We start from the raw sequence: 12,937 nt of genomic DNA, 5'->3' as shown, positions 1-12,937 counted from the left end.
TTGTCTAGTCTGCCCGCAGCATGCCTTCGTAAATACCCGGCGTTGAATTTTCAATCTTCACGGCACCCAGCGTCCGGGCATAGAAATCCACAGGTCCCGCTGATCCGATAATCGCATACCCGTAACCGTCCGCCTTCATCGCATGCATAGAGGCCAGTAACAGGGCTGTGCCTACACCTTTGCCCCTTGCATCCTGGCTCACACCTGTCGGTCCGAAGAAGTTGCGACATGTCGCCTCGTAACAGGCAAATCCAATCATTTTCCCATGCTCAACCGCAATATAACAGGACACCGGCTGACGCGCAAAAGCGACATCACATTCATCCACCCAAGCCTGACTAAAATGTGACCTCACCCAATCCAGTACAAGCTGTTTCTCTGGGGCAATAGCTCTTCGAATCACAATGGAGGATTTCTCCAGAATTCTAAGTCCACTCTCTTGCTCCGGCAAACGATAGAGCGCTACCAACATATCACTCATCTAATCCGTTCCTCCTCGTACTTGAATGTGAAATAGGACAAAGGTTTGGCCACTTACCTGAAATTAACCTGATCCTACTGCGGATAACCTGCAATACAAGCGATATTTCTAATTTAAACTAACCTACCGCTTACATTCATTGCATTTCAACTGCAACACTTAGATGATTTGTCCCGTCTATTAACTTGAAGCGCGGCCCTAAGGAAGATTTTACCGCGTCAGTACACAGATTAGAAGGGATGAATATTGATGAACAACAACATGAAAAAAGTAAGTGCACTGATGGCCCTATCCATGGCATTGGGTGGTGGAGCCGCTTATGCAGCAACATTGGACAACACAAAACCAGTCCATCAAACATCCGTTTCAGCAGATAGTAACGCAGTGAGTGTAGTAAACGTATCCGTGAATGGTGCAACCATCTCTGATGGTTATTGGAACAAAGATGGCAAAGTAGCCATGATCCCGCTGCGTGATCTTACCGACGCACTGGGTATTGAACTGGAATGGAATAAAGAAACTAAAACTGCTGAGCTGACTCGCGGTGCTCTCTGGACACAGGTAATCACAGGCAAGGATCAATATTCCGTGAATAAAATGTCGCTCACGCTGGGTACAGCGCCCGAAATCACAGGCGGCAAATTGTATGTGCCGGTTTCTTTTGCTGAGAAAGCACTGCATGGACAAGTGAACACAACGGGGAATCAAGTGACTATCTCTAGTGAAGAGGACGTGAAGACGGTTACTGAACGTGGTGTAATTACCAGAATCTCGAACCAAGATAAATATAAGTCCATCCAGATTGGCGGTGCAGGTACGGATGGTATTGTGCTCAATCTGAGCGATGAGACAAAATTCATCTCAGTTGAGGGAAAAGAGATTGCACTGACTGATCTGGCCATTGGCATGAACGTGGAAGCTGAGCATTCCCTGATCACCACCCGCAGTCTGCCACCACAAACGCCGACCTATACAGTCACTGTGCTGGATGACGCTGCGGAATCACAATTGAAAGACGTTCTGGGGACAGCTGGTACGATTGAAAATGTAACAACAGCTGAAGGCAGCATCTCACAGATTGAGATTACAGGTACACGGTTAACAGAAACAGCTCCTGACCATGTCGTGCTGAACATTGCTAAAGACACGCTGATCGTGAACCACGAAGGTGAAACGGTGAAAGCTGAAGAACTCACCAAAGGCGCTAAAGTCATTGGGTTCTACAGCCCTATGTTGACACGCAGCCTGCCTCCAATCGGAACAGCTTGGAAAGTGGTTGTTGAAACACCTGCAGCAGAGCTGGAAGCGAAATAATACGGTTGGAAAAACGTCTGGCTGAAACACATGTTATATGTTGTTGCAGACGACCGTGTGCATCGCTTAGCGCGGGGTCATGAGTGTGGAGCGTCATAATGACCAGCCATCCGCATGTAGCTCCTGGCGCGCGGTGTAATGAGTTTGGCGCATCAAGAGCTCAGCCGTGCGGTCAGGCGGCGAAGTCAATTCAAAATAACCTTATCCACTTGTCTTTTGACAGGTATGGATAAGGTTGTTTTTTTTGGTTTTGGTTTTTAGTTTTTGTTTTTGTTTTGGTTTTTTAGAGTGTGTCTACAAACTGCTTCAAACCGAAGGGTATCTGAAACTTGTCCGGAGCAGACACATGCGATGTGCACTGCATACGAAATACATTGCTTACCGAATGTAAGAGCAAGCGGAGTTAACGCTAACGAATCTGAGGCATCTAATTCAAGGATTTGAAGTACCCGCAGAAATCTAAGGAATCTCAGGCACGCTAATTTGAATTAATAGCGGTTTATAGCATTTTTATCAGAGTAATTTGGGAAATAACGTGTCTGATGTTCCTTACATTTTAGCTAGAGGACCTTATCGCCAAATAAGACGTCCTGGGTTCCTTAGAAATCATCCGGATAACCGTCAGAATCAATCGGCTGTGACTTCATCTTCAACAATCGCTTCCACTTCAATCTCAACCATCAACAAGGGATCAATGAGTGCGCTAACTTCAACCATGGTGGCTACAGGCTGGATCTGTCCAAAAAATTCACCGTGCGCCTTGCCAACTTCCTCCCATCTGGAGATATCGGTCACAAACATCCGGGTTCTCACCACATGCGACATGTCAGCCCCCAGTTCTTTCAGTGCATTCTCGATCGTCTGCAAAACGAACCTTGTCTGTGCATGCGGATCACCTGCCCCAACAACTACACCATCTTGCATCGCGGTTGTACCCGCCACTTCAATTCGGTTCCCTACACGGATGGCACGGCAATATCCCACCAATGGTTCCCATGGGGAGCCCGTAAATACCTGCTGTCTGCTCATTCTCTCGTCCCTCGCTTTGGTTGTATTTGTCTCTTCAGATTAAACTTGAATTATATCAGTCCCCCAGTATCTCGGACAATGGAATCAAGTTTAATTCTATCTTAACTCCAACATCATTTTTGAACAGAAAAAAATCCCCTGAATGACTGCCCATTGATTAGATCAAGGACGGTTCATTCGGGGATTTATGAGAAATAGTATCTTGTCTTTTTCTTTAAGGATGAAACATCCAAATTACAACTTGATATTAGCCTCATCGAAGTATTCTTCTAGAGTTAACCCACTCTTCGCCACATCCGGTGCCAAATCTGTACCGATGTACCGGATATGCCAAGGCTCATAGACGTAACCTGTGGTATCTTCTTCACCTTGCAGATAACGGATGACATATCCGTATTCTGCAGCATGTTCAGCCAACCACTGGCCTTCCTTCGATGTGCCAAATACCTCTTCCAGCACATTGCCCACACTCGGACTCGATACATCGATGGCAAGACCCGTCTGATGTTCGCTTCGGCCTGGCACAGAACTCACACGATCTGTGTATTCTTGACCTTTGGTTTTGACATTATTGTTATAGATGGATACCTGACGCTGATATGAACGATAACCGGACACCGCACGAAGCTCAATGCCATCCGCTTTTGCACCTGCAAACAACTTCTCCAGCGCCTCCGCAGCTTCCTTGCGCATATGCCGCTTCTCGTGTGGTTCGTCGAAGGAGAACGGTACATTCGGCTCTACCAGATCGTCCGGCTCGTAACCGTCAGGCAGACTCCGTTGTTTGTTCACAATGACGGTCATAGACTCGGCATTGGTCACCACAGATTGTGCATCAATCGTCGTTTGCAGTGCGCTGATACTGCGTTTCTCCAGCAATGGATCCTCCGCTGTCCCACCATTCCCATTGTCCGAAGAGCCCTGCCCTTCGCCCGCTGAAGCATTCCCAGACTCGCTATCCGTGCCTTCACCGTTGTTGCCAGAAGATGATGTGTCATCACCGCCAGCATTGTCGCCATCCGTTCCTTTATCCTCCGTAAAATGAACCGTTGTGCCGTCCGTCTCCTGTTGTGTGTTACCTGTTCCATTCGGATTCTGACTCTCCTCTGTGCCTGAACCGTTCTGGCACGCGGCAAGCAATGCTCCGCATATCATCAATGAGGACAGCATAACCACCATGCGGCGCTGTCTTCCTGTAGTTGATTTCATGTAAAAACTCCTATCGCAATAATATAAACGTTATATAGTTCTCTGCGTGCAATGTTCCCTGCGACAGTATACCTTAATTGGGAGCGAAGCTCCACCGGTAAAGACCTCCTTTAGAAGAGATCCGAATGAACATATACGGGCTGTACAGCCTGTATGATCGTTTTTTGGACTTTTAGAGCAACATCCCCGTGCTGTACACAATAGAATTAAAATGGGAATATACCTTCATATATCCAATATGCAAAAAATTGATTATACCGAGATGCACTTTATTAATGAGCATTAGCATTGTTGGATAAAGACAAAATTCATCTTGTATCGGGAAATGAATTAAATCAAATAATGCAACATGCTGCAATAAAAACAAGCAGGGGTGATCTGAGATCTCCCCCGCTCTAGTGAGTGCATCATTTGGTTGCCGGGCTGTCCGTCTTCTTCTGGACAGCCTGCCACATCCGCGCGGCTACACGCTCGCGGATCAAATCCAGCCCTGCGGTGGCCGGCACGCCCGGCAGCAGCGCAGTCAGCTCCGGCAAGACCGGCGGCTTGCCCGGCTGCGCGAGGCGCACCTCAACGGCGCCAAAGCCCGGCCCCGGCTGGTGCATGGCGCCGTCCGCGGCAGCCTCGGCGATCCACTCGCCGACGGCAGCGCCGCCTTCGCCGCCCCGCACTTGCGGGCGGCCAGCCGTTTCCGCTGCGCGGCCGGGGCCGCTGGGATCATGGGCGAGTTCCTCCGCCCATGCCCCCAGCACGCCGGCGAGCAGCGCTTCGCGCGGCAGGCCGGCGTGCGCCAGCTGCAGCAGCGGCTCGGCCGCGAGGCGCGCAGCTACGGCGCGCTCAGCGGCCTCGGCATGCGCGCAGCCCGGGCGGCCGCAGGTGCATGCCACGGCCGCACTGGCCGTTGCTGCACCTGGCGAGCCCTCGGGCGCTTGCGCAGCCGGCAGCAGCCCGGCGAGCTCCTCGGACGCCGGGCCGCCGCGCAGCAGGGCGTACAGCGTCAGCGGGCGCTTGCGCAGCTGAGCCAGCACAGCCTCGCGCTGGGCTTCGCTCAGTCGGGCGGGCGTTCCCGTGACCGTGAACATGCCTGCGGCCGATCCGGTCTTGCCCTCAACAGCGGAAGCGGAAACGGAAACTTCCTGGTCGGCTTCCGCTGCTGTATTTACTTCTGCTGTCCATCCACCGGGGGACATATGCAGCTCGATCTTCCATTTTTCGCTCACAATAATCCCCCTTTCTCATCATCTATATTCCTCTGAGTGTTCAAGGTCACAGCCACGTCTCACCCTGAAGAGAAATCAGGCCACGCAGCTCATCATCCGACATCTCGGTAAGCCAATTCTCACCCGAACCAACGACCTGCTCGGAGAGTGCCTTCTTGCTCTCAATCAGTTCATCAATCCGTTCCTCCAGTGTTCCCTGACAGATCAGCTTGTGCACCTGCACGTTGCGATTCTGCCCAATTCGGAATACACGGTCCGTCGCCTGGTTCTCGACCGCGGGATTCCACCACCGATCATAGTGAACCACGTGACTCGCGCGTGTCAGATTCAGACCTACACCTCCAGCACGAAGAGATAGAACAAACATGGATGGTCCCTCTCCTTTTTGGAAAGTCTCCACCATATCGTCTCTTTGCGACTTCGATACACCGCCATGCAGGAAATAAGGTTCTTCCTCGTATCGCTGTTTCAACCTCGACACTAACAGATCTCCCATGGCAACATACTGCGTGAAGATCAGGGCAGATTCCCCGTTATCACGGATGGCGTCCAGCAGTTCAAGCAAACGCTCCATCTTACCGGATGCCTCAGCCTTGCCATGGTCTTTCCGAGTGCTGTCCGCCAGCACCGGATGGTCACAGATCTGCTTGAGCTTGGTCAGAGAGGACAGAACAATTCCCTTACGGGCGATGCCATTTCTGCCATCCAGACCACCCATCAGATCGTCCACCACACGTTGATACAACACCGTCTGCTCCGGGGTTAGAGAACAATACGATTTCAGTTCAAGCTTCTCTGGCAGATCCTTGCGAATATCCGGATCACTTTTCAGCCTGCGCAGCATGAATGGAGATACCAAACGATGAAGCTCACGCAATGATGCTGCATTTTCTTCAGATGGTCCCAGTCCCGTATAACGCTGACGGAACGATGAAGCGGTGCCCAGATACCCCGGATTGAGGAACTGAAAAATCGACCAGAGTTCGCTCAATCGGTTCTCTACAGGCGTTCCTGTCATCGCAATACGATGAAGTGTAGACAGACGCATCACACTTTGCGCTTGCTTGGTACGGTAGTTCTTAATATATTGTGCCTCATCCAGCACAATGGTGGACCAGTGCAACGAAGCCAGATCCGGTCCATCTCTGCCTGCCAGATGATAGGTCGTCAGTACAATGTCATGCGTCTGCGCTTCTGCCTGGAATTCGTTCCCGTGCAGCCGTTGTCCGCCATGATGAATATATAGCGACAGATCCGGGGCAAACCGCTTCAGCTCACGCTGCCAGTTTCCAAGCAGCGAGGTAGGACACACAATAAGTGCAGGCAGATGAACAGGCTGCTCATGCGTGTGCTGATCCGCCGGGAAAGAATGATCTGATCCATTCAACAGCTCATTCTCACGGGCTTCCTCTTCGGCTGCCTGGCGTTCCTCGTGTTTGCGGTCCAGCAGACAGGTAATTACCTGAATCGTCTTCCCAAGTCCCATATCGTCCGCGAGACATACGCCAAAGCCCAGCTCACGCATCGCGGATAACCATTGGTAACCTCGTTCCTGATAAGGTCTGAGTTCACCATGCAATTCTGCCGGAACCTGCCGAGGCTCAATGCTGCGAAGCACCTGTCCATCGAGCAGGAAAGCAAGCATCCCATCAGATTCGGCACCAAAGACGGAGAGGCCCTTCCATGCGGAATCCTCCCCTTCATCCGCTGCCAGATGCAGCCATTCGGAGAGAGGCATATATTGTTCTTCTTCTTTTTTCATATAACGCAGGACTTGGCGAATCTCTTTTGTATCCACTTCAATCCATTCACCACGGAACATAACATACGGAACTGTGGATTCAGCCAATGCTGCCAGTTCCTCCGCCGTGACCGGTTTACCATCCAGCATAGGCTCCGCTTTGAAAGCAACCAATTGTTCCATGCCCAGTGCCGATGTGGCTCCAGGCAACCGCTCTGTTCCCCGATTCAACATCTGCAGACGCAGTCCCGCACGACGTTTCCCGGCTCGACTCCACCTTGAAGGCATGAGAACGGTTATCCCGGCCTTCTGCAAACGTGGAACCGCATGCGTGAGAAACTCAAAGAAACCCTGCTGCTCCAGCTTAATTTCCTCCGGACGAGCGGTAAGCAGCGCCGTCTCCAGTTCAGGTGCCATTTCTGCTGCTTGCCCGAGTGCCATCAATAATTGCTCTGCCGCCGAGGTATATAACACCTTCCCCCGGTCCAGATCTCGCTCTGGATGTGCCCAGATCGTCCGTGCAGGCAACCTCAAGCTTGGTTCCTGCTCACTGTCCGCCCAAAAGCTGATCCCCCAGATCGTTTCATGTTCGCCCAGCGGTGGCTCCAAGCGGAGCACCAGCTTCAATTGGCCTTCAGCAGGTGCCATCTCTTCTGCTCCCACGATTGGCATTGACGTTCCACCAACTTCTTGCAACGTATGAATAAACGCTGTCATATCGTCCGTCGGCCCTTGCACCGTCACAGGACGGAACATCGAGATCAGACTGTTCCACCAGAGTTCGGCTACTGGCGAAGATCCGCGTCGATATGGGGTGCGGTAACGGGACAGTTCACTGTCCATGCCCTCCAGTTCACTTGTCACTACAGCATGAATCATGCCACTCATGAATGAAAATAATACCGCAGCCCCTGCTTCTTCACGCGTTTCCGGTTCCAATGAAGCATAAGCTCCAGGAGCAGCCAATCCAATCGGAGGCATCGCTTCAGCAAGATCGCGGAAGCGTTCGATGTCCTCCTCCTGCTGCAAGCGTGGCCGCCATACACCTGTTAATGTCTCTTGCCCGGTCCGTCGCCGTGCTCCGGTCTTTGCTGCGAATTCAGCCGATGGAGCAATTGCTCCCCGCAACAGCAGCTCCTGTGTGAACTGCGCTGCTTTGATCCAGTAACGCATCTCTTCTCCAACCTGAATTCCGGCTGCATTTAACAAACGGTCATCCCATTGCAGCAGCAACCTGAAGGCATCCTTAGGCGAGACTGCCAATCCTTCCAATGTGCGTCCCAGCAGTTGACGCCGCTTCGTGTTCTTCGCTTCAGCCGTGTTCCTCAGCGGATTCGGCCAGCGCAGCTCCGCAAGACGCAGAGCGGCAGGCTGAAACAGACGACCCCCGTCGCCAAAATTCAACCTTCTTACCACGTGGCTCCATGCATCCACACGTGGTTCCGATGTTTCACCGGAAAAACAAAAAAATACGTCACCAAGCCATACTCCATACAGCGATTGCATCATTAAAGTCTCCCGTCATCCCTTCGCATTGTTACTCTCCATCATATACGAAAATGACCGGATTTAAAAACCTTTGCCCACAAAAAGTGGTTATTCTGATGGTTAGGGGGTGTCTCAAAACGCCCTAGAGGCACAAAAAAATGTCCCTTCACCCTAAAAGCGGATGAGGAACATTTGGGTAAACCGAAGGATAATACTGAATATTGAAAGAATTACGGATCGTTATACTCCTATGATCTGATCAAGCTGCCCAGCAATACATCCAGGTTCAAAATACCTGCACGATGATCTTCACAGAACCCGATCTTGTCAAAAACGCCAAGCATGAAACGGCGGTGTTCCTCAGCTGGTTCCTCGAAACGATCATAACTTACGACAGAATCGACCATATCTACGATAAGCGGTACAAATCCACCTTTGTAAGGCACCACAATAATACGTGTAGAAGTGGTATCCTCCTGGTCTGGCATGCCTAACAATACACGAAGACTCACCACCGAAACGACCTTACCGTACAGCGAAGCAAAACCTCGGATCTCCGGGCTTCCAAATGGAACTGTTGTTACCTGTACCATTCTGATGATCTCATGAACTTCATCAATTCGTAGTGCAAAGATCTGGTCTCCTACCGAAAAATTAATATATTGCATTCCCTCGTCCATAGTTATCCCCATATCCTCTCATTCCGTATAATCAGATCATTATAAAATATAAAAACAAAACCACATGAAGAGCACTTTATTTGGCTAAGTGACCTGCTTGTGGTTCGCATTCACCAAGTCACCACAGGTACTTTCGTCCCACTAGATGTTACTTTGGTGTATCGGTTATTTTTGATCAAATGTTTAGGCTTCAGATCAATTTTGCCAACTTCAACAGACGTTGCATTACGGTTGCTGTCTCCGCTCTGCTCATTTGCCCTGCTGTGGAGGGTGGTGGAAATCAGTCGTTTTAATATTGAGCGTAAGTAACCTGACATCGGATTAAAAAATTATATTCAAAAAAAGACCAAAGATCAGCTTTATGCCGATTTTTGGTCTTTTTTATCCCCATATATTATGGATCTGTTTCTATGTTTTCAAATACTTGGAACAAAAAAGCGTTATTCCTGTGGATAACTTGTTTAATTACTCCAAAACGACTGTTTTATCGCATGAAAACACGAGTTATACCTGATTTGTGGATAAGTTGTGCACATATTGCACACATGCTGTGGATATCTTTGGCGTTTCATGTGGATATTCATTAATTTAATGTGGACATGTTGTGTATTTGTTTGTAAATCTGACGTAAAATCCGAATTTCCGCTTCAGTTATCCATTACTGTGGACACGTTGTGGACATGCCCAATTTCCTTCGCTGTAGTTATTCGACCAATTCACCCTGACGCATGATCAGCCTGTCATCGATGTACACGTCCGGCTTTTGTACAACTGCATCAATATGAACACCTGCGGCAATCGTTCCACCAAATGTATTATTGCTGCCAAAGGCCACATGAATTGTGCCGTACACCTTCTCATCTTCCAGCACCACACCCGTGATTCGTGCCTTGTTATTGGTACCGATCCCGAATTCGCCGAGAAAACGACCATCCCCCTCACCCAGCGTTTCCAGTAATTGAGCCCCATCAGGTCCTTCAGCTGACACCAACCGTCCTTCACTAACGGTCAATAGCATCGGTTCACGGAGTGCCCCAATTCCAGCAACGGAACCATCTACAACAATACTGCCCTCGCCCTTGCCCTCAACGGGAGCAATATAAGCTTCTCCTGACGGCAAGTTGCCCGATTCACCAGGGTTCAAATACATACCTGTGCTTGGTACACCGTTACGATCTTCAATGGAAAAGGAAAGACTATGGCCCTGCTTCTCTATTCGCACATGGCGACCTGCGGTTAATAGAGCCGTTACCTTCTCGGTCAACGCCTTTACTTGCGAATATTCAGCTGTAATGGCTCCGTTCATAAACATATCCTCTGTCATGCCAGGCATGGTTGCCACTCGGGTCCCTGAAGCAGCGGCTTTTTTGCGTGCTTGGGTATGTGTTACTGAATATTTTGTTACACACACGGCTACATCTGCTCGAATCATGGCCTCTGCAATCGGCGCAGGTGGCTCTTCTCCAGATCTGCTGCGTTCCTTCATGATTAACAGGACCGACTCTGCACCAAGTGCTTTGCCTGCCTCATAGATGGATTCAGCCAGATCCCGTTTCATATCGTCTGCGATAACTACCAGATTCTCTCCGCTACGCAGTCCGAGACATTCGGTTAGCACATTTTTACTGATTTCCACACGTTGCTTGCTCATACATTCATCTCTCCTGTCTTTGGTTCAGCTCTCAAAAGTCGACTTGACCCTTTCGACAATTGGCACGGGATTCCTGCATGTCCAAACCTGAACTCACCTTAAGGTATCGGCCCATTCGGCGAGAATTGCAGCTGTTTCCTTATACTGAAACGTCGGAAAGTAATGTCCATAGGGTACATCTATCCGTTTGACCTGTGAGTTCATATCCTGGGGATAGTGATATTCCTGATCTTGATTGGCCCATACAACTAATACATTCTTGGCATAATGCTGACTTTCCATTTTCGCCCACAACGTTGATCTGGCGCCTTTCCTCTGACCCGAGTGGATCCAGCGCAATAAGTCTGCATGTGCTCCTGCAATGCGAGGGGACTGGAGACTGGAGCGTATTCTCTTGCCCATGGTATCGGCCATAACACTGCTGTCGCCTACGCCGCTATGTGAACTGAACATTTGATTCCAACTTTTCTCCGATCTGCCACGCAGCAGGGAGCGCATCACCCCTCTTGGCAAACGAGAAATCCATCTCAGCACATTCGGATTCGAATTGTTAGCTACTGGCTGAAGCAACCCCAGTCGAATGTCTGTCCGCCCGCTACGCATCTGTGCCGCAGCTGCAATAGCAGCCCCGATCGAATGACCAACCAGCTTCACCGGACCTTCAAACTCGCCAAGAGCCGTAAGCAGTGCATCCACCTGACCTTCAAACGCTTCATCCCCCTGATGCACCGGAGACCGTCCGAATCCAGCGAGATCGATTAACCATACCGGGTTCCCGGTCCGGTCCCTAAGCTGTTTTCCTAAAGGTAACATCTCATCCGCAGATTGAAGCAAACCATGTACAATAATCCAAGGCTCTCCCTCACCCTCCCAACCAAGCATAGCCATATTTCCACTTCGAGACCGATTATAATCTGTCGGAAAACCCTCAGGTAACGGCGTATACCGAAGACGATAGTCTAGATCGGCTGTAACCAGCGGAAGCTGTTCCCGGATGTCCGGCCAGGATTGCCCCATACGTGTGAACAGAGCCTCCGTCTCTTCAACCGGGAATGACCTGTTGGTAATAAAAGCAACCGACTCCGTTGGAACACCACTGATGCGTGAACCACCTGATTTCATGATCCATTGAATCCATGGTAGTGGCACAGCCCCTTTCGGCTTGGGTACGTCCAATTGCTGCGCCAAGAGTTGCAGCAGTTCCTTCATATTGGGATTGTCTTCCCTCCGCGCCAACAGTGGATAAGTTCCTCCGACTGGAGCGGCTTCACTGGATAGAAAAACAAGCGTCTGTGCAACAAGGTCATTCTCCACAAGCGGTAACCAATAGGATGAACCTCCCGGCACTACCGGCATAAGTCCTTTCTGAATCGCCTGAATGAGCAGCCCAATCCCACCCGTTTGCTCGGTTTCACCTGTGGGACGTGGCCCAACCACTGTACTCGGATTTACAACGGATAAGGGATAGTGATGCTGTTCAGCATGCTCGCGAATGTGCAGATCGGCATGGAACTTCATCTCTTCATATGCACTTTCATTGTTATCCACATGCTCAACCTGTAGATAATTCCCCTGTTCATTCCGCTCTCCATAAGGACTCATATAACCAACAACGTGGATAAAGTGTCTCAATCCATGAGTAGAGTGGATTTCCTGTGCTAGCTGTGCCACTTCTCTGGCCCCGTTCATGAATATCTGCTCGGCTACTTTTCGTTCCAAAGTGACGTCCATCGTTCCACCCGCGTGAATGATCACATTTGCTTCAAGAGCACGCTCCCGATCTACTGCGGTAAGGCCAAGACCCGACATGGATAAATCACCTGTAATAAAGGTAATCCGCTTGAAATCCTTCACTCCATAAGCCTTCAGCACAGTTCTGGCTCGCTGTTCCGAACGAACCAGCAAGAGCAATTGTGCGTCTCCCTGCGTGAGTTGTTTGACCGTTTCTTTGCCGATAAAACCTGTGCTTCCTGTCATAAAAATGGTCGTACTTGCCATATCAGACTTACTTATTACCTGATTCATGTTTGTTGAATGTGCTGCTGTGTTTTCTTCATTGGATACACGGTTAGTATGTACAATCATTGTGTTACGGCCCCTTTTAGTACTTTATAGTACTAGTTA

Annotated in this window: 9 protein-coding genes; 1 reads left to right on the top strand and 8 read right to left on the bottom strand. The window is 50.0% G+C overall.

Going from position 1 to position 12,937, the window contains the following annotated elements:
• Positions 1–4 precede the first annotated feature (4 nt).
• A complete protein-coding gene (locus MKY95_RS03065) occupies positions 5–481 on the bottom strand; it encodes a GNAT family N-acetyltransferase (RefSeq protein WP_076319475.1) in 477 nt (158 codons plus the stop codon).
• Positions 482–730: 249 nt separating this feature from the next.
• Between MKY95_RS03065 and MKY95_RS03060 the strand changes: the two genes are divergently transcribed.
• Entirely contained in the window at positions 731–1,795 is a 1,065-nt protein-coding gene (locus tag MKY95_RS03060; protein WP_076319476.1) for a copper amine oxidase N-terminal domain-containing protein, read from the top strand.
• Positions 1,796–2,422: 627 nt separating this feature from the next.
• Here MKY95_RS03060 and MKY95_RS03055 read toward each other — a convergent pair.
• The 7 genes from MKY95_RS03055 to MKY95_RS03025 all read right to left on the bottom strand — a co-directional run bounded on the left by MKY95_RS03055 (position 2,423) and on the right by MKY95_RS03025 (position 12,898).
• On the bottom strand, positions 2,423–2,824 hold the full coding sequence (locus tag MKY95_RS03055; protein WP_076319477.1) for a RidA family protein: 402 nt from the start codon (positions 2,822–2,824) through the stop codon (positions 2,423–2,425).
• A 234-nt stretch (positions 2,825–3,058) separates the two neighbouring features.
• Positions 3,059–4,033: a M15 family metallopeptidase gene (locus tag MKY95_RS03050; protein WP_076319478.1), complete on the bottom strand. Its 975-nt coding sequence runs from the start codon at positions 4,031–4,033 to the stop codon at positions 3,059–3,061.
• Positions 4,034–4,440: 407 nt separating this feature from the next.
• A complete protein-coding gene (locus MKY95_RS03045) occupies positions 4,441–5,253 on the bottom strand; it encodes a hypothetical protein (protein WP_083669870.1) in 813 nt (270 codons plus the stop codon).
• A gap of 46 nt (positions 5,254–5,299) precedes the next feature.
• Positions 5,300–8,503 (bottom strand): DEAD/DEAH box helicase, encoded by a 3,204-nt coding sequence (locus tag MKY95_RS03040; protein WP_076319479.1) that lies wholly within the window; start codon positions 8,501–8,503, stop codon positions 5,300–5,302.
• Positions 8,504–8,730: 227 nt separating this feature from the next.
• Positions 8,731–9,150, bottom strand: a complete 420-nt coding sequence (locus tag MKY95_RS03035) for a chemotaxis protein CheW (protein ID WP_169480758.1) — start codon at positions 9,148–9,150, stop codon at positions 8,731–8,733.
• Between the two features lie 715 nt (positions 9,151–9,865).
• Positions 9,866–10,813: an aminopeptidase gene (locus MKY95_RS03030; protein WP_076254680.1), complete on the bottom strand. Its 948-nt coding sequence runs from the start codon at positions 10,811–10,813 to the stop codon at positions 9,866–9,868.
• A gap of 93 nt (positions 10,814–10,906) precedes the next feature.
• Entirely contained in the window at positions 10,907–12,898 is a 1,992-nt protein-coding gene (locus MKY95_RS03025; RefSeq protein WP_083669871.1) for an alpha/beta fold hydrolase, read from the bottom strand.
• Between the last annotated feature and the right edge of the window lie 39 nt (positions 12,899–12,937).

The organism is Paenibacillus sp. FSL P4-0176 (genome assembly GCF_037975265.1).
GTDB lineage: Bacteria > Bacillota > Bacilli > Paenibacillales > Paenibacillaceae > Paenibacillus > Paenibacillus amylolyticus.
The sequence above is the reverse complement of the archived record's forward strand: the minus strand, read 5'-3'. Positions and strand labels throughout refer to the sequence as shown.

Coding starts and splice junctions, on each gene's coding strand:
- MKY95_RS03065 (WP_076319475.1), bottom strand. CDS start 481: ATGAGTGATATGTTGGTAGCGCTCTATCGTTTGCCGGAGCAAGAGAGT.
- MKY95_RS03050 (WP_076319478.1), bottom strand. CDS start 4,033: ATGAAATCAACTACAGGAAGACAGCGCCGCATGGTGGTTATGCTGTCC.
- MKY95_RS03030 (WP_076254680.1), bottom strand. CDS start 10,813: ATGAGCAAGCAACGTGTGGAAATCAGTAAAAATGTGCTAACCGAATGT.
- MKY95_RS03055 (WP_076319477.1), bottom strand. CDS start 2,824: ATGAGCAGACAGCAGGTATTTACGGGCTCCCCATGGGAACCATTGGTG.
- MKY95_RS03025 (WP_083669871.1), bottom strand. CDS start 12,898: ATGATTGTACATACTAACCGTGTATCCAATGAAGAAAACACAGCAGCA.
- MKY95_RS03035 (WP_169480758.1), bottom strand. CDS start 9,150: ATGCAATATATTAATTTTTCGGTAGGAGACCAGATCTTTGCACTACGA.
- MKY95_RS03040 (WP_076319479.1), bottom strand. CDS start 8,503: ATGATGCAATCGCTGTATGGAGTATGGCTTGGTGACGTATTTTTTTGT.
- MKY95_RS03060 (WP_076319476.1), top strand. CDS start 731: ATGAACAACAACATGAAAAAAGTAAGTGCACTGATGGCCCTATCCATG.